A 20,626-nucleotide genomic window follows, 5' to 3' on the forward strand; every position below is an offset into this window, starting at 1 on the left:
AGTGTGAATATACTTGTTTAAACAGGGAGCTTAATCTCTTCTCCTTCTTCAAGGTTAAAACGCTTCTTAAATAACCATACACCTAGATAAAGGAACGGTGTGTCGAATGCCGCTACGAGAATTTTAAATAAGAATCCACCTAATAATAGTCCGCCAAATAAATCCCATTCTATTAACCCAAAAGCGCACAAGAGCAAAAGCACACTTGCCGTATCTATAAATTGTGATAAAAAGGTGGAGAAGTTATTTCTGAGCCAGAGGTGTTTGCCCTTGGTTACTCGTTTCCAAAAATGATAAATGTGTATGTCTACATATTGTGCAAGTAAGTATGCCATCATACTTGCAAAAACCGCCAGCGCCGTAGCACCAAATACGGTGGTAAAGAGACTATCACTTACAGGCGACCAGCTAGTCGCAGGAACTACTTTTGCCACATAAACGATGAGTAGTGAAAATAGAGAAGCAAAAATGCCAGCAGTGACCATCTGGTTTGCTTTTTTTTTGCCGTAAATCTCGCTTACAATATCTGTAATAAGAAAGGTGATAGGGTAGGGAAGTATCCCTACAGAAATCTCAAAAGTATAAATGCCAAAAAAGTCCCAGCTAAAGAATTTTTGAAATATAAGGTTAGATACCACCAGGGCACATATAAAAAGAGCACCTAGTGTAAAATAGATGCGATAGGCTAGTTGTAAGTCCTTTGAATTTAAGTGACTAGAGATTTGATTCATTTTCTTAATAACTTCAATTTCAAAATTAGGGCATTGTGATTTTGATTTCCTTAATTTGTTGTGAAATCTTAAGCCCAACTTAGAACAGCTATCTCATTGCATACTATATACTTATCATTAGGCAGTAATCAAGGTAATACGTACGAGGCACTCAATAATGCAATTCAATTGCTTTTTGAGCGTGTAGGTCGTGTGCGCAAAATCTCACCAGTGTATCAAAGCCCAGCTTGGGGTTTTGAGGGAGCAGATTTTCATAACTGTGCTGTAAAGATGGAAACATCACTATCTGCAAGTAAGCTCTTAGATGCAACGCAAGCTATAGAAAAGTTATTAGGTAGAGATAAAACAGAAGGAGAAGGATATCAATCACGATATATCGATATAGACATATTACTATATGACGATGTTGTAAAGCAAACAGAGCGGTTAACCATACCGCACGAGCATATGCTCAAGCGTCGTTTTGTATTGCAGCCGCTCGTAGATATAAGTGCAGAAGATGTAGCTCCTGTTTTTAATAAGTCTTTTACAGAGCTGCTAGAAGCCTGTGAAGATGATAGCTCATTAACAAAGCAAGCAAAGTGGCTCAAGAAGCCACAAGACAGTATAGATCTAGGTGGTTACAATTATATAGCGATAGAAGGTAATATAGGCGCTGGTAAAACAAGTCTAGCTACAATGATCTCTGAGGAGTTTAATGCAAAGCTCATTTTAGAGCGATTTAAAGACAATGCATTTTTACCTAAATTTTATAAAGACCCAGATAGGTTTGCCTTTCCTCTAGAAATGTCTTTTCTAGCAGATCGCTATCAGCAATTGCTTGATGATATTGGTCAGTTTGATTTGTTTAAAGACTTTATGTGTGCAGATTATGATCGATATAAATCGCTCATCTTTGCACAAGTTACATTACAAGAAGAAGAGTATGTGCTGTACAAGCGTCTCCACGAGATGATGTATAAAGATATGCCACAACCAGACTTGTACGTGTACTTATATCAAAATACGGAGCGTTTGCTTAAAAATATAAAGAAGCGTGGCCGTAGTTATGAGAAAAGTATTGCTCCAGAGTATCTAGAAAAAATCAATCAAGGGTATCTAGATTTTATAAAGGGACAGCATAATCTTAATGTAAAGATTATAGACATCTCAGATCTTGATTTTGTAAAAAACCGCGAAGACTTTTTGAAGGTGATTAACTCCTTTACTGCTTAGTTTTACAGTCGCTTGTTATTTTAAATCACTAATGTATTTGTCCAAAAAGGCAAGGCGCTTTTTTGTCCATTCTTGCATATATGTAATGCCTTCTTCCTCATAAATAAACGTGTCCCATATGAGCGCTTCTCTCTCGTAAACCTTCTGTTCTTTTAGTGAGTTATAAGTGTCCATTTGTTTTTTGAGCAACTGCTCTTCGCTTAAAACTCCTTGTCGTAAGGTGAGCCATCGCGCTTGAAAACGTGCAATAAAATCATCTGCATCTGTGGCGATAAGCCTTCTTAATAGTCCGTTGCTTAAAAAGTCATTTGTGGTATTAATACGCTTTCCGCTGTAGATGGTTCCTAGTGTTCCGTCCAGATCCCAAGGAGCATAAAAGTAGGGCGCTCCAGCATCATAACGTATTAGGTAGAGGTTTTTTCCTAGATTATCTGGTGCACGTAGGGCATTTATATATAAGAAGTAATCTATAGCATTGTCAAGTACAAATTGTTTTGAGATCGCTTTCGCGAAAGCGTCATCATCACTATTAACTACAAAGTCTGTAAAAGGATATACATTGTCCCAAGGCGCATTAGAAGGCGATGGGTATTTTATATCATAACCACCCCAGCTGGCTAAAAAATTCTTTGCAGGAGGTATAGAATCAAAGGAACTGGCCCCAAGGTAGCGTGCCCCTTGAAAGATCTCACCACGTACGGTATCGCCTTTGTTTTTCTTTATCTTAACTAGCTTGCGATCTACCTGCTCCTGAAGTAAGAAAAGACCTTTGTAGCGACCATTTATAAACACCTCACTATAAGCCGCGGTCGCACCAGCCTTTGCCTTAGGTTCTTTATCTAGATAATGTGGTGTGTAGATATCATTCCAGAGATTAAGTGAGATAAAAGAGCGCATACGTAAGGGCTCGTTATAAAGTCCATCCAGAATCCAGTCATCATCAGAGCGCATTCCAGCCAGCTTGTAGTCTTGGTTTTCAAAACCTAGACTGTCTTTGTAAAAGTTGAGGTCATAGGTTTTCTTCTTAAAAACAAGCGAACTGCTACCTCGTAGCTCAATACCGGCATAACTTGTAAATGTGATTTCCTCATCTGCATACCCAATGCGACACATACGTTTAGGCTCATTTACAATTTCTTGCGAGGCGTTTATAGTAATAAGCGGTAGGGATGTTATGTAAGCTTTATAGGTGTTGTTATTAAGCTTGAGGGTGTGAGTTGTGCTGTATATGGAGTCTGTGCTATGTAGGGTAAGCGTGTATGAATTATTACCCAGTGAGAAAACCTCTGTTTGTGATAGCTTTCTATTTTCTGGTATCTGTATGACGGCAATCTGTAACGAGTCATCTATAGCAAGTTGCTCACTATGCCAGGTAGTTTGAGCACAGCTAGACAAGCTCATTGCGGCAAATAAAATAAATAGAAAGTACTTCACGAGTAACATTAATTAGTTCTCGTAAATTTAAGCAAACGGAGTGCCATAATAAACTCTTAGTTAAAAGTTTACGTGGGGACTGCTTGTAAAAGGTGTGTGCTCGCTAGTATGTGCGCTTCATAAGCCCTTGCCCAAAAAGCCTGAGCGTTTCCTTTTTATCTTCTGAGATGTCTACATTATCAAGTGCGGTAAACGCCTTTTGAGTATACTTAGCTATTTCTTCTTCGGTTGCTTTTGCGGCACCTGAGTCCAGAAATTGTTGCTTTACCGTCTCTATTTTATCTGTAGGATCTGCCGGTGAGATAGAGAAAAAGTGCTCTAGCTGTTGTGCATCATCCTTGTTAGAATTTGCTAGGGCAGTGAGGTATAAAAATGTTTTTTTGTTTTCTATAATATCGCCACCTACTTGCTTTCCAAAACTCTCTGGATCGCCAAAGGCATCTAGATAATCATCTTGTAGTTGAAAAGCCAGCCCAAGATCACGCCCGTAGTTATAAATACCTTCTTGACAACTCTTTGATGCGCCAGCCACAATAGCTCCCATTTTAAGTGCAGCACCTACGAGAACAGCAGTTTTATACTCAATCATCTTCATATATTCTGGGATGGTCACATCGTCACGCGTCTCAAAATCTACATCATACTGTTGTCCCTCACAAACCTCTATTGCTGTTTTTGAAAACAGTTTTGCTAGCTCCTTAAAGGTGGCTCCCTCATAATTTTCAAAAAGCTGGTATGCACGTATAAGCATTGCATCACCAGAAAGAATACCCGTATTAATATCCCACTTCTCGTGCACCGTTTCTTCCCCGCGTCTCAAGGGTGCATCATCCATAATATCATCGTGCACTAGAGAGAAGTTATGAAAAATCTCTACTGCCAGCGCTGCATCTAGTGCATCCTTATAGTCTTTTTCAAAAAGCTCACACGCCATAAGTGTAAGTACTGGACGCAATCTTTTACCACCTAGTTGTAAGATGTAATTAATAGGCTCATAAAGATTTTTAGGTTCCTTCTCTAGCGCGTGCTTGTTGAGGTATTCTAAAAATATAGATGTGTATTCTGGTATGCTGTGCATAAATGGCAATTTTTTGTAAAAATAAGTGATAAAAGGAGATTATGCCCTATTACGCTTTCGCGAAAGCGCACAGTAAAAACTTACAGTTGTTAAATTTTAACTAAAGTTAACGGAAACTTTAAAAACTTAAAAAGTTTCCTGCGTATCTTTGCGCCTTGACTATGAAAGAACAATTATTAAAAACCGCCACCGAACTGTTTTTAAATCAAGGATTTAAGAGCATTACTATGGATGATATTGCCCGTGAGATGGGAATGTCTAAAAAGACGGTGTACAGTTATTATGCTAATAAGGAGGCTATTGTCTCTGCCTGCGCACTTAATATGTTTAATTCTGTGTGTGGAGGTATAGATGGGATACTTGATGAAGAATTAAATCCTATTGAAGAGTTACACGACATAAAGAAATATGTACTTGAGCATATAAACGGAGAGCGTACTTCTTCTATGTATCAACTTCAAAAATATTACCCTAAGATACACCAGACCCTTAGAAAGAGTCAGTACGACTATATGCAGAGCTGTGTGACTAGAAATGTGCTTAGAGGTATAGAGCAAGGACTTTTTATTAGTGAAATAAGTGTGCCGTTTGTGGTAAACATTTACTTCACCGGTATGACAGGTATTAAAGATGAGACGATTTTCCCTAGATCTGCTTTTCCTGTAGGAGACTTACACGATATGTATCTAGAGTATCACATACGCGGTATTGTAACCCCTAAGGGTAGAGAAATTTTAAATAAACTTATTAAATCTAACCATAACTAATGATACAGAGATTATATATAGCTGTAATGCTTCTTGCTAGTGTAGGTGTGACCGCACAGACCAGAAGTTTTACTGTAGAAGAGGCTGTGACTTTTGCTCTAGATAGCAACTACACAGCAATAAATAGCCGTCGTGATATCGCAAAGGCTATAAAGCAAAAGTGGGAGACCACGGCGAGTGGGTTACCACAGGTAAGCGCAAGTCTAGATTATAATTATCAAATCAAGCAGCCTACACAGCTTATACCAGCCGAGTTTACTGGAGGAGAACCAGGTACTTTTATACCCGTAGTTTTTGGAACACAGCAAAATGCTACTGCCACCGCTACATTGAGTCAGCTTATTTTTGATGGGTCATATCTTGTGGGTCTACAAGCTGCAAAGACGTTTCTAGACTATTCTAAAAATGCAAATGAAAAAACACAACTCGAAGTGCGCAAAGGAGTCATAAACGCTTACGGCGGTGTGCTACTTGCACAAGAAAGTGTGGCGATTTTAGATCGAAACATTGCAAACCTTGAAGATAACCTTAAGGAAACAAAACTCATTTTTGAAAATGGTTTTGCAGAAGAGGAAGATGTAGAGCAGTTACAAATCACTTATTTGTCGCTTCAAAACCAGCGTGCAAATGCAAAGCGTATGGTGGTGATTGCAAAGCAAATGTTTAACCTCGCAATAGGTGTAGGGGTAGATGAGGAGACGGTTCTTAAAGATAGCCTAGAGTCACTTGCTGTTCCTGCACTAGGATTACTTAATGATACGGTTAACATTGAGCAAAATGTAGACTATAAGATTGTAAATAATCTTAATGAGCAAAGAGCACTAGAGCTTAAGCTAGAAAAGAGCAAGGCCTTACCTACACTAGGAGCGTTTATAAACGTAGGAACCTTTGCAGGGCGTAACGAGTTTAACTTTTTTGATAGTGATGAGAAGTGGTTTGCACAGTCTATTACTGGGTTCCAGCTTAACATCCCTATTTTTAGTTCTGGTATGCGTAATGCAAGAACAGCGCAGGCAGAGATTGCGCTAGATCAAGCAGCAACACAAAGAGAGGAGACAGAGCAACAGATAAAACTTGCTTATGCATCTGCAAAAAGTGATCACGAGCTTGCGATAGATAACTACAACACTGCGCTGAAGAATATCAAACTTGCAGAGCGCATTGAAAATAAAAACCAAGTAAAGTTTAGAGAAGGGCTTAGTACGAGTTTTGATTTAAGACAAGCACAAACACAGCTTTACCAAGTGCAGCAAGAATTAATACAGGCAATGCTACAAATTGTAACCACAAAAGCAGAGCTTGAGACTATTCTTAATGTGCCTAACTATACAAACAACTAGTTTTTAAAAAGAGAATCCAAATAGTACCAATCAGTAATATTACAATGATGAAAAAATATATCACACTTGCCATCTTAAGTATCGCGCTAGCTTCTTGCGGTGGAGACAGTAACGTAAAATCTGTAGAAGCCCTTCTAGAGTCTGGATCTGTAGAGGAGTTACAGGCAAAACAAAAAGCACTTAAGGAAGAGATCACGGCTACTAATGATCAACTAGCACAAATAGAAAAGGTGCTAGAAGAAAAGAATCCTAGAGAGAAAAAAGAGGTTCTTATTACCACAATGACGGTAAAAGACACCTTGTTTAATCACTTTATAGAGGTGCAAGGTAATGTAGAGACTAAGCAAAATGTACTTATCTACCCAGAGTATCAAGGTACCTTATCTCGTGTAGTTGTAAAAGAAGGACAGCGCGTGCGTAAAGGGCAAACACTGGCTCGTATAGATGACGGAGGTCTAAGCAGTCAAGTAGCGCAAATGGAATCTCAACTAGCACTTGCAAAGACTACTTTTGAGCGCCAGCAACGTCTTTGGGATCAAAAAATAGGATCAGAAATACAATACCTACAGGCAAAAACACAATATGAGTCATCACAAAATATGGTGAGCCAGATTAGAAGTCAGTTGGGTAAAACAACGGTTACAGCTCCATTTTCTGGAGTAATAGATGAGGTGATTACAGACCAAGGTACAGTGGTTGCCCCAGGTATGGCATTATTCAGAATCGTAAATCTTGATAATATGTATGTAGCAGCAGAGATTCCAGAAAGCTACCTGCCTACAGTAACTGCTGGTAAAAAGGTAAAAGTAGAATTCCCAGTACTAGGAGAGTCTGTAGAGACTACCGTGCGCCAGACGGGTAATTATATCAAGCCATCAAATAGAAGTTTTGCAATAGAAGTAGACGTTCCTAATAAGGATGGAAAGGTAAAACCTAATCTTACAGCGAGACTTTCTATCAACGATTACACGGCAGAAAGTGCAATTTTAATCCCTCTCAATGTGATTAATGAAAATGCAGCTGGTGAGCAATTTGTGTATACCGCTTTCGCGAAAGCGGACGAAATGGTAGCACAACAAAAAATCATCACCACAGGTAAATCACAAGGACCTAACATAGAAGTACTATCTGGTCTAGAAGTAGGAGATAAAATCATTGTAGAAGGTGCGAGATCTGTAAAAGATAACCAGCCAGTAAAAATCTTAACATACTAAGCGATGACAGATAAGAAAAAGAAAAATGTAAACAAGGAGTTTGCGATTTCAAGTTGGGCGATAGATAATCCTACGATTATTTACGTTCTTATGGCGCTGTTTCTTGCCTTAGGAATGGGAGCCTATCTAGGGATGGCTCGTGAGAACTTTCCAGAAATTAATGAGACTAAAATTTATATCTCTGCACCTTACCCAGGTAACACTGCCGAAGATATAGAACGTCTCATAGTAGACCCTCTAGAAGATAAACTGCAGAATCTTTCTGACGTGGTAGAAGTATTATCTACCTCACAAGAAGATTATGCGATCATCACAGTAGAGTTTAAAGAAGACGTAGATGTACAAGTTGCAAAGCAACGTGTTAAGGATGAGGTAGACTCAGAAACTGCAAATGAGGACTGGCCTACGTTTAACAACGCAAAGGTAGAGCCTAATGTTTTTGACCTAAGTATCTCAGAAGAGACACCTATTCTTAATGTAAACGTATCTGGTAACTACCCTACTATAAAGCTCAAGGAGTATGCAGAGTACCTGCAAGATGAGATAGAGAGCCTTAAAGAAATCAAGGAAGCTACCATACGTGGTGCTCAAGAACGCGAGGTAGAAGTAGCGGTAGATGTGTATAAAATGATTGCTGCACAAGTAAGTTTTAACGACATACTTGCTTCTATAGGCAATGAGAATATGACCCTCTCTGCAGGTAACCTTATAAGCAGTGGGCAGCGTCGTAACATACGCGTTATAGGAGAGATTCAAAGCCCAGAAGAGCTTGAAGACTTTGTGATCAAATCAGAAAATGGAGCGATATACCTAAAGGATATCGCAACGGTATCATTTACAGAAGAAGATAAAACTACTTATGCGCGTGACCTTACGCTTTATGATGGAGACACCGTAGATGATGAGGAGATAAGCGAGACAGTGGTAATGCTAGATGTAAAGAAACGTTCTGGCGAAAATATGATTGAAGCTGTTGAGCAAATCAACGAGATTATCGAAAACGCCACGGCAGAGGTCTTTCCTCCAGATGTAGTCGTACGTACAGCAAATGACCAGAGTGCCAAAACAGAAAACCAAGTAAATGACCTAGTAAACAATATTATCTTCGGGATTATACTTGTGGTAGGTGTACTTATGTTTTTCTTAGGGTTTAAAAATGCACTCTTTGTAGGTTTTGCAATCCCTATGTCTATGTTTATGAGTTTTATGATCCTTAATTTAATGGGTTATACGATGAATACAATGATACTTTTTGCCCTCATTATGGGACTAGGTATGCTTGTAGATAACGGTATTGTGGTAGTAGAAAACGTATACCGCCTTATGGATGAAGAAGGTATGGGACGCATAGAAGCGGCCAAAAAAGGTATCGGAGAGATTGCTTTCCCTATTATCATTTCTACACTTACAACCGTAGCAGCCTTTGTACCGTTAGGATTATGGCCAGGTATTATGGGACAGTTTATGATTTACTTCCCTATCACATTATCTGTGGTGCTAGGTTCATCATTATTTGTGGCAATATTTATAAACTCGATGCTCGTATCACAGTTTATGAATACAGAGGAGAAGGCGCTTTCGCGAAAATTTCTCATACGCACATCACTCATTATGTTGCCTATTGGGTTAATGATATTATTTTTAGGTGGAAGCATACGCGGTCTAGGAAGTCTAGTACTAGCGACTATTATCTTTATGTGGATCTACAAATACCTACTTAAAGGTGCCGCCGATGTTTTTCAGCAGCGTTTCCTTACGTGGCTTGAGAAGGTGTACAAAAACTTCTTAGGGTGGTCTATTAGAGGCTACAGACCTATTGCATTTGTTATTGCTATATTTCTGCTATTGTTATTAACGATGGGTGGTTTTGTTGGTTCTATGATGGCAGGACGCACAGCTGTTGAGTTCTTCCCAGATAATAAACCTAACCAGATTACGGTGTATATCGAGTATCCAGAAGGAACAGCCATCGAGAAAACAAATGCCATTACTAAAGAGATAGAGCAACGCGTCTTTAAAGTATTTAATGACGAAGCATATCTAGAGGGCGAAGATTACAACGCTCTTGTAGAAACTTCTGTATCACAAGTAGGTGAGGGTGCAGGTAATCCTCAAACAGATGGCGGTAGTGCTGCCGAGATGCCGCATAAAGCAAAAATTACGGCAACGATGCGTGAGTACAAGTACCGTAACGAGGCAGATAGTGAAGAGCTACGCTTTAAAGTGCAAGATGCCGTGAGAGGTGTGTACCCAGGAGTGGTGATTACAGTAGAAAAAGATGCTGCAGGACCACCACAAGGATACCCTATTAACATCGAGCTAGAAGGTAAAGATTACCAAGAACTCATTATCGCAGCAGAGCAAATGCGTAACTATATCAACAGCCGTAACGTGCCAGGTGTAGATGAGCTTAAGATTAATGTAAATAGAGGTAAACCAGGTACAGAGGTCATCGTAGATCGCCAGAAGGCTGGAGAGCTAGGTGTGGCAACAGGTCAAGTGGGTATGCAGTTGCGTCGTTCTATCTTTGGTGATAAAGCTGGAGTATATAAGAAAGACGGAGAAGATTATGACATCTACGTGCGCTTTAATGAAGAGCAACGTTATGACAAATCTGCTTTATTTAATCAGAATATCACGTTTAGAGACCCAGCAACTGGGCAAGTAAAAGAAGTGCCGGTGAGTGCTGTTACTACTACAAAAAATACATCATCTTTTAGCGCGATCAAGCACAGAGATTCAAAACGTGTAGTAACGGTATATTCTAACCTTGCTGCTGGATTTACAGATGCGGGTGTGGTAGTTGCAGCCATTCAAGAAGAGATGAAAAACTTTGATGGTGTGCCTAAGGATATCAAGGTAAACTACACAGGGCAAATTGAAGAACAAGCTAAAGAAATGAACTTCTTAGTAAGTGCCTTCTTTGGAGGTCTTGCGTTAATTTTCTTCTTGCTTATTTTCCAGTTTAGCTCTATATCAAAACCAGTCATTATTATGATTGCAATCTTCTTGAGCTTTATAGGAGTTTTTGGAGGTATTATTATAAGTGGAGCGCCTTTCGTTATTATAATGACTATGATGGGTATTATCTCACTTGCCGGTATTGTAGTAAATAATGGGGTGGTACTTCTGGACTACACGCAATTGCTAGTAGATAGAAAAGAGGTGGCGCTAGGTCTTGAAGACAAGCAATTACTTGATAAAAAGACAATGCAAGAATTGATAATAGAAGGAGGTAGAGCGCGTTTACGCCCAGTATTGCTTACGGCCATCACAACAGTGCTTGGTCTAATACCGCTTGCAATAGGAATTAACATTGACTTCTTTGGATTGTTCCAAGAGTTTGATGCAGGGATTTATGTAGGAGGTGATAACGTGATTTTCTGGGGGCCACTTGCGTGGACAGTAATCTACGGATTAATCATAGCTACCTTCCTTACTCTTATTATCGTACCATTGCTATATTACATAGTATATCGTATTAAATATAAAATACGAGGAGGTAAAGAAACAGTAGAAGAAGAAAAAGAGCTGCCAGAAGCAGCATAACTGATTAGTTAGTGAGTGTAGAAAAGCGCATTCGGCAATAAGCTGAATGCGCTTTTTTTTTGTGGGTAATTACGCTTTCGCGAAAGCATAAAAAAACACCCTATAGGTAGGGTGTTTTAGAATTGCTCAATAACTTTATATTAAAGTTCTGTAAGCGGTATTGGAAATTGAGAGAATACATCATCATTTGCTCTGTCTATAGGGAGCTCATCAAGACGATTATAACGACGTACATCAATCCATCTGTGTCCTTCTGCATAGAGTGAGTACCTACGTTGTGTAAGCATCTCATCTGTAAGAGAAGCAGCGTCCATAGCTCCAGCATAAGGGTCCAGTCCAGCGCTATCACGTATGATATCTAAAGCTGTTACTGCTTCCATAGGATTGATTGTAATGTTTGCCTCTGCGTATAATAAGAGTAGTTCTTCTTTACGTATGATTGGAATAGGGTCTACGTTACTTGTATATCTAAATACATCATACTCTCCAGTAAGACCATCTAGAGTAAGAGCAGATTCTCTAAGCACAACTTTGTCAAGACGTTGGTCATCTGTCTCAGCATCTGTAATAAATGATGGTTGTGCGATACGCGCGCCAGCAGTAGATGAGTTGAGAGCAAAAAACATAGGGTTAAGAATATCTGTCTGGTCTTGAGTGAAGTTGTGATAAACACCTAAATCTAATTCATTATTATCTAGTGTTAAAAATGAATCTTCAAGAGATGATAGTACACCAGCAAAATCGCCTTGATATGCAGCTACACGTGCCGCAAGCGCGTTACTTACTTGGCTAAAGCTTGCTGGAGTATCAAAATCTCCAAAGCCAGAAGAAAGTATAAATGGAAAGGCATCACCACCAGCACTTAGGTCTAAGGCAGCAGCATCTAGTGTTGATTTTATAAAGCTTAACGCTTCACTTTTTGAAACAATAGGTCCTAGGTTAGTCTCATCTGCTACATCTATGCGTATACCACCTTCATCTGTAAGATTAAGGTTGAGCAGTAGCTCGTGAGCAATCATTGTATTAAGAAATCCTCTTGTAGCGCTAAGCTCTTCGTCTGTAAATATGGCAGAGAGATCTTGTGCATCGAGAAAACCTAATATTAAATTTGCATTTTTTACAGTTCTATAGCGGGCTGACCAAGGTGTTGTGATATAAAACGTGTTATTGTCTAGCACAGAGTTCTCACCACCTAGTAAATCACTAGTAAAACGTGGGTCAGAACTTGAGAATCTATAGTATTCTCTTCCTATAACTCCACAGTCGTCATAATAGGTGCCAAGCCCAACTCTTGAGCTGTATAAAATCCCTCCTACGAGATCTTGTAAGTCACCCCTTGTTAGGTTTTCTGCAAAAGCATCAACCTCAGGGTTATTTAAGTCTGAATATTCTTGAACTTCACAAGAATAAAACCCGGCGCAAATACTTAATGCGAGTAGGCTTTTTATAAAATATTTTTTCATCTTTTTATATTAAAAGTTTACAGCTAGGTTAAATAAGAATCGCTTAGAAGATGGAAAAGGTGTAACCTCTACACCGGTAAAAATACCGCCACCACCAAAGTTTGATACTTCTGGATCATAACTGTTATAGTCAAATATGTTAATTAGGTTAGTACCTGAGAAGCCAACTTTAATGTTGTCTATATTACCGCCTAAAAAGTTTTCTAGAGTAGCAGAAGGAAGCGTGTAGTAGAAACCTACCTCACGTAATCTCAGGTAAGATGCATCCTCTACAAAAACATCTGCAGATGATCCTAGTTGACTTACTCTATATGGTCCATTGGCAAGCGTACCAGTTGGATCTAAACCAGAGTCGTCATAATCTGCACTTGTACCATTAAGATCAGATAGAAGGGTGGTTAAGTTAATGTTATCTCCACCTTTCTTCCATTGCCATAAAAATGATAATTGAAAGTCTTTGTATTGAAGGCTATTGTTAAGCGCCATTTGAAAATCTGGCTCAGAATCTCCAAACTTTTGGAATCCATTTGCTCCAGGGTTAGGGCCTATACCTACAATTTGCGTAGCACTTGACCCTTCCTCGATTCTAAAGGTTCCTAATGTTGCTCCAAAAGCTCCTACGTTAAAAGGATCTACATCAAGACGAGTGATTTTTGAAGTGTTCTTAAACCAGTTTACACTAGCATCCCAAATAAAGTTTTCTGACTCGATAATAGTACTGTTAAGAGATAGCTCAATACCTTTATTTTGTAATTCACCTGCATTAACAAACTCGCTAGTAAAACCTGAAGAAGGTGATAGAGCAGAGTTAAGAATTAAATCATCTACGGTTTTGATATAGTAAGTTGCAGAAAAATCTACCTTATTATTAAAGAAAGTAATATCTGTACCAAATTCAAGTTCCTTCTGGCGTTCTGGGCTTAATCCAGCATCTCCACGCACACCTACTAGACTTATGCCTAGTAACCCGTCTGATGAAAATGAAGTATATGAGGTAAATAATGCACCAAAAGGAGCAAAGTTACCAGCTTCTCCATAAGCCGTTCTAAGCTTAAGTTTGTTTATAAAGCCATCTTCTTTCCAAAAATCAAACTTGTTGATATTTGCAGCAAGAGAAGCCTTTGGATAATAGTTTAACTTATTTGCATCTCCATTATTTGAAGATTTATCGCCTCTAAGACCTATAGCTCCTATAAGCTTGTCTTGATAGTTAACCTCTTCTTGAACAAAAAAACCTGCATCTTCCTGAAGTAATCTAAACTGGTTAGTACCTGTATTTGCAGCTTGGTCAACATTAGTTTCTGAAGCGACAAGTCCGCTAGCCGTAATAAGCTGTGTATTTCTGTCAAAATATTCTCTTGTAACACCCGCTTGAGTTCTAAAAGATAGATCATTATCTGTTCTATAATTATGAACTAAAAATGCTGCTAGGTTGTAGTTTCTATTTTGAGTGTCTCCTTGTACGGCAACACCATTTTGACCACCATTTTCAGGTCGTTGAAATTGTAAATCTTTAGGGAAGATTGCTCTTGACTTCTGTCCATAAGTATCAAGTCCACCGCGCATTATTAATTCTAGACTTGACTTTTCAGCCTTAAAAATATCAAGATTTGCAGATGCTCCTATGATAAATCTATCTACTGTTTCTCTATTTGTAACTCTATCGCGTGTCTGTAAAGGGTTAGACGCACCAGCTGGGTTGTCTGGATACACACCATTTTCATCTGGAAATAATTCCAGCCAAGGTGTTGTTCCTGTTAAAGTTACCCCTATTGTTGTTCCTGAGTTGTCATTGTTAAAGAAACCACGATCAGATTTTGAATTGATGTAGTTTGTGTTAAGAGATACTTTTAAGAAATCTGTAGCTCTGTGGTCTAAATTTAATCTAAGAGAGGTTTTTTCATATCCAGTATTTTTTACGATACCATTTTCATTACTATGTGTAACTCCAGCATAAAATCTAGTTTTGGTATCACCACCACTCATACTAAAGTTGGTTTTACTTATAAGACCTTTCTCGCCGAAAATTTCTTCTTCATAATCTACTAGGCGACCTTCATCTCTAGCTGCTATAAAAAGTGGCACAGCATCTGGACCAAAACTATCTTCTACACGCTGCTCGTTGTAGTTACGTAATCCTAAGAGTTTAGTCACTTGAGTCCATCCGAAGGATTGACCAAATTTAAACTGTGTTTCTCCAGCTTTACCCTTTTTTGTGGTAATAATAACTACCCCAGCTGCGGCACGAGACCCGTAAATAGCAGCAGCAGAAGCTCCTTTTAATATCTCGATGTTTTGTATGTCATCTGGGTTAATATCTGCTATTCTGTTTGTTGGGTTGTCTTGGTTTGAAGCACTACCTCCAGCCGATGCTGCCGATACTGCATTAAGACCTGCAGAGATAGAAGAGTTGTCTACATATACACCATCTATAATATATAATGGCTGTGTGTTACCTTGTATAGAAGTCGCTCCACGTAATTTTATAGAAAGTCCTCCACCAGGTGCTCCAGAGTTTTGACTCACTAGCGCTCCGGCAAATTTGCCATAAAGTGCACCGTCTAGAGTAGGAGGTGGTGTTGTACCTGTAATTTGTTCGGCAGAGATTGATGCAACAGCATTTGCCGCGTTAGATCTCTTCACAGAAGACGCAAGTCCAGAAATTACAACTTCATCTAGTGATTCAGAAGATTCTTCAAGAGTTACATTAAGTGTTTGTGAACTAGTAACTGCAATTTCTTGAGTTGCGTAGCCTAAATAGGTAAATTCTAACGTTCCAGAGTCACCAGATAATGTTATTGAATAATTTCCGTCAAAATCTGATGTAGTTCCGTTTGATGTTCCTTTTTCTATAACATTTACAAAAGGAATTGGGTTGTTTCCGCTATCACTTATAACTCCCGTAACTACAGACTGAGCTAGTAATGTGCAAGGAATTGAAAATAATAGCAAGAACACCATTTTGAGTAATGGATGGTTTTGTTTCATTTAAGTTTGGATTTTAAAGTTTAAATCCAAATTATAAATAATATCTAACATAAATCACTAAATGATAGGCATTTGATAAGAATTTAGGTGATAATATATGTTTTTTGCGAATAATTCATCATTTTGTTGTTAATAGTGATTTTTCTCACAATAATTTAGGCGGAAGTGTGATTTTGGATAGTCTAGTATTATTATTAAAATAAAAAAATAGTTTTTATCTATAATAAATTGATTGTTTTAAGCTGTTGTAAATCGATTTTATTTTTCACAGCTTATGGTTTTGTGTTCTACGGTTTAAAACATCCTTAAAACGCTTTATTTTACGCTTTCGCGAAAGCGGACTAAAAAAATGTGTAAAACTGGGGATAACATTCCTTAGGTCATTAATGTCAACACAAAAGAATGGCGTATTTTTATTTTCCTTAAAAATTACAGTTTGGCAAAGAAGAAAGTGACCCCATTAATGCAACAATACAATGGTATCAAGGCAAAATATCCTGATGCTTTGTTGCTCTTTAGAGTTGGCGATTTTTACGAGACATTTGGTGAAGATGCGGTAAAAGCTGCTGCCATTCTCAATATCACGTTAACTAATCGTAATAATGGTGGAGAGCGCACTGAGCTTGCGGGTTTCCCGCATCACTCGCTTAATACATACTTGCCTAAGCTGGTAAAAGCGGGCTGTCGTGTCGCTATTTGTGATCAACTTGAGGACCCAAAACAAACAAAAAAAATCGTTAAACGTGGTGTTACAGAGCTTGTTACGCCTGGTGTTGCGATGAATGATGATATACTCTCTGCAAAGACAAATAACTTTCTGGGAGCTGTCTATTTTGAAAAAGATAAGGTAGGTGTTTCCTTTTTAGATGTGTCAACAGGAGAGTACCTTACTGCTCAAGGAGATGTTGCTTATGTAGATAAGTTGCTCCAGAATTTTGCCCCTAGTGAATTACTTGTTTCTAAGGCTCAAAAAAAGAAATTCATAGAATCGTATGGGCCAGATTATCACACTTTTTATCAAGAAGATTGGGTTTTTCAAATAGATTATGCGAGAGAATCATTGCATAAGCACTTCAATGTGAAGTCTCTTAAGGGTTTTGGTGTTGAGCATCTTATGGCAGGTATTATAGCTGCTGGGGCTGCTTTACATTATCTAGGAGAGACGCAACACCATAAGCTACAGCATATCACAAGCATAAGTCGTATTGCGGCAGATGATTATGTGTGGATGGATCGCTTTACCATACGTAACCTAGAGCTATATAACTCGGCTTCTGATGTAAAGGCTATTACCTTAATAGACATAATAGATAAAACTACCTCTGCAATGGGTGGGCGCCTTCTTAAAAGATGGCTCGCATTGCCACTTAAAAGACTGGATGAGATAAAACGCCGTCACGAGGTGGTGTCATTTTTATCAGATAACGGCGATATTTTTGATAAAATGCAGGGTCATATCAAGCAGATAGGAGACCTTGAGCGTTTAATAAGCAAGGTTGCCACGGCTAAGATTAGCCCTCGCGAGGTGATACAACTCAAAAACTCGCTAGAGGCTATTGTGCCTATTAAAGCCCTAGCATCTGGTACAGATAATGAATCGCTTAAAATTATAGGTGAGCAGTTGCAGAACTGTGAAGTACTCCGTTCTAAAATAAAAGAAACCCTAAGAGAAGAAGCTCCTGTCTCTATAGTAAAAGGTGGAGCAATTGCTCCTGGTTTTCATAAAGAACTAGATGATTTAAGAGCATTATCACAAGGAGGTAAGGATTACCTAGAAAAGATGCTGGAGCGCGAGACAGAGCGCACTGGTATTACTTCTTTAAAAATTGCTTCAAATAACGTTTTTGGGTATTATATAGAAGTAAGAAATACACATAAAGATAAGGTGCCTGAGGAGTGGATCAGAAAACAAACTCTTGTTAATGCTGAGCGTTACATTACAGATGAGCTTAAGGAGTATGAGGGTAAAATACTTGGGGCAGAAGAACGTATACAAGGTATAGAGCAGCAACTATTTGCTGAGCTGGTGAGTTGGGTGGGTGGTTTTATCCCTCAGGTACAGGCTAATGCAGCACAAATTGCACAGCTCGATTGTTTGCTAGGCTTTACACAACTTGCAAGAGAAAATAATTATGTGAGACCCACCCTAGATGAGTCTCAAGTAATAGACATAAAGGAAGGGCGTCACCCTGTTATAGAAAAGCAACTGCCACTAGGTGAGGCATATGTTACAAATGATGTGTATCTAGATAGTGCAGATCAACAAATGATTATGATCACGGGGCCTAATATGTCTGGTAAGAGTGCTATTTTAAGGCAAACAGCATTAATAGTGCTGCTTGCTCAAATGGGAAGTTTTGTACCAGCCCAAGTGGCTCATATAGGTCTAGTAGATAAGATTTTTACTAGAGTAGGAGCTAGTGATAATATATCTATGGGTGAGAGTACCTTTATGGTAGAGATGAATGAGACAGCTAGTATACTTAATAACTTGAGCGACCGAAGCCTGGTTTTACTAGATGAGATAGGTAGGGGGACAAGTACTTATGATGGTATATCTATAGCCTGGGCAATAAGTGAGTACCTACACGAGCACCCTGGTAGGCCAAAAACGCTTTTTGCAACACACTATCACGAGCTCAATGAGATGTGTGAAACCTTTGAGCGTATTAAGAACTATAACGTCTCTGTAAAAGAGCTTAAAGACAACGTCTTATTCTTACGTAAACTGGTGCCAGGAGGAAGTGCGCATAGTTTTGGTATACACGTAGCAAAAATGGCGGGAATGCCACAGCAAGTACTGCGTCGCGCTACTAAGATGATGGGTAAGCTAGAAAAGTCTCACGGTAGTGAAGAGCTTACGGGTACCCTAAAAGATGCGGCAGAGGAAGAAATGCAGCTTAGCTTCTTTAATCTAGATGATCCATTACTAGAAGAAATAAAAGAAGAGATATTGCATATAGATATTGATACGCTTACACCGGTGGAGGCACTTATGAAACTTAACGAGATAAAAAGAATGCTTGTTAAGAAAAAGAGTAAGTCAACACCCTAGAGTGTTGATTTTTAATTAATTTAAATAAAAAAGGCTTCCTAGATGGAAGCCTTTTGTGCTCGAGACGGGTCCCGATAGCTATCGGGATGAACCCGTTATTTATACTTTTGAATCAGCTTTTGTGTTATTTCGTTATACTTCTTAAGGTTTACTAAATATGTTTTGCTTTTCATATTCTTGATATGTCTTTCGATTCTCCGTGCTTGTTGATATTCTAAATTTTCTATTTTAAAGAAGATTTTCCAATCTTGTGCTCTAGCGGTAAATCCTTTATTATTTAATATGTGTTCCTGTACTCTTTGTTCTAAATCTAGGCAGCTGCCTATGTAGTAACGGTCAATACTTTTAGAATAGAGAATGTAGACTGTAGCCATTATTAAAATCTATAAAATAAAAAAGGCTTCCTAGATGGAAGCCTTTTGTACTCGAGACGGGTCCCGATAGCTATCGGGATGAACTCGTTATTTATACTTTTGAATCAGCTTTTGTGTTATTTCGTTATACTTCTTAAGGTTTACTAAATATGTTTTGCTTTTCATATTCTTGATATGTTTTTCGATTCTCCGTGCTTGTTGATATTCTAAATTTTCTATTTTAAAGAAGATTTTCCAATCTTGTGCTCTAGCGGTAAATCCTTTATTATTTAATACGTGTTCCTGTACTCTTTGTTCTAAATCTAGGCAGCTGCCTATGTAGTAACGGTCAATACTTTTAGAATAGAGAATGTAGACTGTAGCCATTATTAAAATCTATAAAATAAAAAAGGCTTCCTAGATGGAAGCCTTTTGTACTCGAGACGGGTCCCGATAGCTATCGGGATGAACTCGTTATTTATACTTTTGAATCAGCTTTTGTGTTATTTCGTTATACTTCTTAAGGTTTACTAAATATGTTTTGCTTTTCATATTCTTGATATGTTTTTCGATTCTCCGTGCTTGTTGATATTCTAAATTTTCTATTTTAAAGAAGATTTTCCAATCTTGTGCTCTAGCGGTAAATCCTTTATTATTTAATATGTGTTCCTGTACTCTTTGTTCTAAATCTAGGCAGCTGCCTATGTAGTAACGGTCAATACTTTTAGAATAGAGAATGTAGACTGTAGCCATTATTAAAATCTATAAAATAAAAAAGGCTTCCTAGATGGAAGCCTTTTGTACTCGAGACGGGACTTGAACCCGTACGTCCTAATGGACATTGGATTTTAAGTCCAACGTGTCTACCAATTCCACCACTCGAGCATATTCTCACTTGTGTGAAAATAAAATTGGTATATTTTCTATACGCTTTCGCGAAAGCGTAATTATTTCAAATTTGAGCGAAAGACGAGATTTGAACTCGCGACCCCCACCTTGGCAAGGTGATGCTCTACCCCTGAGCTACTTTCGCATTTCATTCTGTAAAGAACATCACTATTTCTCATAGCGGATGCAAATTTAAGTCTTTTCTAGTTTTTACAAAGCGTTTTTTAAACTTTTTATAAAAAAATATGGGATCAATCACAGATTGTTTTAGAGTTAACTTACAGTAAGGAAGATGTAAATTGTCGTTTAAGAAAGGTAATTTGTTTTGATTCTAAGTGAAACACTTCATAGTCAGTCCTTTGAAAAAATTAAGAAAGATGTAGGGTTGTGTATTTCGTCGATATTAATCTGCTATTTATCGTATATTTGACTCAAATCATCGACAAAAAGGTTAAAATCATCGATAAAATACACTATAATTTATTGTGTTATTAAATTAACATTACATTTGTCAGATATACTTATGTTTGTAAGTAATTATATTTTCTCGT

At 38.3% G+C, this 20,626-nt stretch carries 14 protein-coding genes and 2 tRNA genes; 6 read left to right on the plus strand and 10 right to left on the minus strand.

Annotation, left to right across the window (positions count from 1 at the left end):
• Positions 1 to 17 precede the first annotated feature (17 nt).
• Complete coding sequence (locus ACJJVM_RS09610) at positions 18 to 731, minus strand: queuosine precursor transporter (RefSeq protein WP_405211538.1); 714 nt, start codon at positions 729 to 731, stop codon at positions 18 to 20.
• A 96-nt stretch (positions 732 to 827) separates the two neighbouring features.
• On the opposite strand from ACJJVM_RS09610, the gene folK reads away from it, so the two are divergent.
• Positions 828 to 1,946, plus strand: a complete 1,119-nt coding sequence (gene folK / locus ACJJVM_RS09615) for a 2-amino-4-hydroxy-6-hydroxymethyldihydropteridine diphosphokinase (RefSeq protein ID WP_405211539.1) — start codon at positions 828 to 830, stop codon at positions 1,944 to 1,946.
• Positions 1,947 to 1,961: 15 nt separating this feature from the next.
• Here folK and ACJJVM_RS09620 read toward each other — a convergent pair whose 3' ends face one another.
• Together ACJJVM_RS09620 and ACJJVM_RS09625 are read right to left on the minus strand one after the other, a co-directional pair.
• Positions 1,962 to 3,389 carry a CotH kinase family protein gene (locus tag ACJJVM_RS09620; RefSeq protein WP_405211540.1) on the minus strand — a complete coding sequence of 476 codons (1,428 nt, stop codon included), beginning with the start codon at positions 3,387 to 3,389 and terminating at the stop codon, positions 1,962 to 1,964.
• A gap of 94 nt (positions 3,390 to 3,483) precedes the next feature.
• Positions 3,484 to 4,458, minus strand: coding sequence for a polyprenyl synthetase family protein (locus ACJJVM_RS09625; RefSeq protein ID WP_035325748.1), 975 nt, complete (start codon positions 4,456 to 4,458; stop codon positions 3,484 to 3,486).
• A 161-nt stretch (positions 4,459 to 4,619) separates the two neighbouring features.
• Here ACJJVM_RS09625 and ACJJVM_RS09630 point away from each other — a divergent pair, with 161 nt between their 5' ends.
• Genes ACJJVM_RS09630 through ACJJVM_RS09645 form a run of 4 tightly spaced genes read left to right on the plus strand, consistent with a single transcriptional unit; the run spans position 4,620 to position 11,328 of the window.
• Complete coding sequence (locus tag ACJJVM_RS09630) at positions 4,620 to 5,225, plus strand: TetR/AcrR family transcriptional regulator (RefSeq protein WP_299151437.1); 606 nt, start codon at positions 4,620 to 4,622, stop codon at positions 5,223 to 5,225.
• Positions 5,225 to 6,565, plus strand: coding sequence for a TolC family protein (locus ACJJVM_RS09635; RefSeq protein ID WP_298348844.1), 1,341 nt, complete (start codon positions 5,225 to 5,227; stop codon positions 6,563 to 6,565). The genes ACJJVM_RS09630 and ACJJVM_RS09635 overlap by 1 nt, the downstream gene beginning before the upstream one ends.
• A 47-nt stretch (positions 6,566 to 6,612) precedes the next feature.
• On the plus strand, positions 6,613 to 7,779 hold the full coding sequence (locus tag ACJJVM_RS09640) for an efflux RND transporter periplasmic adaptor subunit (RefSeq protein ID WP_405212193.1): 1,167 nt from the start codon (positions 6,613 to 6,615) through the stop codon (positions 7,777 to 7,779).
• Between the two features lie 3 nt (positions 7,780 to 7,782).
• Positions 7,783 to 11,328, plus strand: coding sequence for an efflux RND transporter permease subunit (locus ACJJVM_RS09645; RefSeq protein WP_405211541.1), 3,546 nt, complete (start codon positions 7,783 to 7,785; stop codon positions 11,326 to 11,328).
• 140 nt (positions 11,329 to 11,468) lie between these two features.
• On the opposite strand, the gene ACJJVM_RS09650 is transcribed toward ACJJVM_RS09645, so the two are convergent.
• Positions 11,469 to 12,791 (minus strand): RagB/SusD family nutrient uptake outer membrane protein, encoded by a 1,323-nt coding sequence (locus ACJJVM_RS09650; RefSeq protein WP_298348834.1) that lies wholly within the window; start codon positions 12,789 to 12,791, stop codon positions 11,469 to 11,471.
• Positions 12,792 to 12,800: 9 nt separating this feature from the next.
• Complete coding sequence (locus ACJJVM_RS09655) at positions 12,801 to 15,779, minus strand: SusC/RagA family TonB-linked outer membrane protein (RefSeq protein WP_298348831.1); 2,979 nt, start codon at positions 15,777 to 15,779, stop codon at positions 12,801 to 12,803.
• 463 nt (positions 15,780 to 16,242) lie between these two features.
• Between ACJJVM_RS09655 and mutS the strand changes: the two genes are divergently transcribed.
• Complete coding sequence (gene mutS, locus ACJJVM_RS09660; RefSeq protein ID WP_405212194.1) at positions 16,243 to 18,834, plus strand: DNA mismatch repair protein MutS; 2,592 nt, start codon at positions 16,243 to 16,245, stop codon at positions 18,832 to 18,834.
• A 95-nt stretch (positions 18,835 to 18,929) separates the two neighbouring features.
• Here mutS and ACJJVM_RS09665 read toward each other — a convergent pair whose 3' ends face one another.
• The 5 genes from ACJJVM_RS09665 to ACJJVM_RS09685 form a co-directional block, all read right to left on the minus strand.
• The gene (locus tag ACJJVM_RS09665; protein ID WP_405211542.1) at positions 18,930 to 19,208 is read right to left on the minus strand and encodes a GIY-YIG nuclease family protein; all 279 of its coding nucleotides are present in this window, start codon (positions 19,206 to 19,208) and stop codon (positions 18,930 to 18,932) included.
• A gap of 87 nt (positions 19,209 to 19,295) precedes the next feature.
• Positions 19,296 to 19,574, minus strand: coding sequence for a GIY-YIG nuclease family protein (locus ACJJVM_RS09670; RefSeq protein WP_405211543.1), 279 nt, complete (start codon positions 19,572 to 19,574; stop codon positions 19,296 to 19,298).
• Positions 19,575 to 19,661: 87 nt separating this feature from the next.
• A complete protein-coding gene (locus tag ACJJVM_RS09675; RefSeq protein ID WP_405211544.1) occupies positions 19,662 to 19,940 on the minus strand; it encodes a GIY-YIG nuclease family protein in 279 nt (92 codons plus the stop codon).
• A gap of 48 nt (positions 19,941 to 19,988) precedes the next feature.
• Positions 19,989 to 20,072, minus strand: a tRNA-Leu gene (locus ACJJVM_RS09680).
• Between the two features lie 76 nt (positions 20,073 to 20,148).
• Positions 20,149 to 20,220: transfer RNA gene (locus ACJJVM_RS09685), tRNA-Gly, on the minus strand.
• Positions 20,221 to 20,626: the final 406 nt, after the last annotated feature.

Origin of the sequence: Dokdonia sp. Asnod2-E02, from assembly GCF_045063915.1 — a bacterium.
Lineage (GTDB): Bacteria > Bacteroidota > Bacteroidia > Flavobacteriales > Flavobacteriaceae > Dokdonia.

Excerpts from the sequence above, each read along its gene's own strand:
- ACJJVM_RS09610 (WP_405211538.1), bottom strand. The coding sequence starts at position 731 with ATGAATCAAATCTCTAGTCACTTAAATTCAAAGGACTTACAACTAGCC.
- ACJJVM_RS09620 (WP_405211540.1), bottom strand. The coding sequence starts at position 3,389 with ATGTTACTCGTGAAGTACTTTCTATTTATTTTATTTGCCGCAATGAGC.
- ACJJVM_RS09625 (WP_035325748.1), bottom strand. The coding sequence starts at position 4,458 with ATGCACAGCATACCAGAATACACATCTATATTTTTAGAATACCTCAAC.
- ACJJVM_RS09630 (WP_299151437.1), top strand. The coding sequence starts at position 4,620 with ATGAAAGAACAATTATTAAAAACCGCCACCGAACTGTTTTTAAATCAA.
- ACJJVM_RS09635 (WP_298348844.1), top strand. The coding sequence starts at position 5,225 with ATGATACAGAGATTATATATAGCTGTAATGCTTCTTGCTAGTGTAGGT.
- ACJJVM_RS09640 (WP_405212193.1), top strand. The coding sequence starts at position 6,613 with ATGAAAAAATATATCACACTTGCCATCTTAAGTATCGCGCTAGCTTCT.
- ACJJVM_RS09645 (WP_405211541.1), top strand. The coding sequence starts at position 7,783 with ATGACAGATAAGAAAAAGAAAAATGTAAACAAGGAGTTTGCGATTTCA.
- ACJJVM_RS09650 (WP_298348834.1), bottom strand. The coding sequence starts at position 12,791 with ATGAAAAAATATTTTATAAAAAGCCTACTCGCATTAAGTATTTGCGCC.
- ACJJVM_RS09655 (WP_298348831.1), bottom strand. The coding sequence starts at position 15,779 with ATGAAACAAAACCATCCATTACTCAAAATGGTGTTCTTGCTATTATTT.
- mutS (WP_405212194.1), top strand. The coding sequence starts at position 16,243 with ATGCAACAATACAATGGTATCAAGGCAAAATATCCTGATGCTTTGTTG.
- ACJJVM_RS09665 (WP_405211542.1), bottom strand. The coding sequence starts at position 19,208 with ATGGCTACAGTCTACATTCTCTATTCTAAAAGTATTGACCGTTACTAC.
- ACJJVM_RS09670 (WP_405211543.1), bottom strand. The coding sequence starts at position 19,574 with ATGGCTACAGTCTACATTCTCTATTCTAAAAGTATTGACCGTTACTAC.
- ACJJVM_RS09675 (WP_405211544.1), bottom strand. The coding sequence starts at position 19,940 with ATGGCTACAGTCTACATTCTCTATTCTAAAAGTATTGACCGTTACTAC.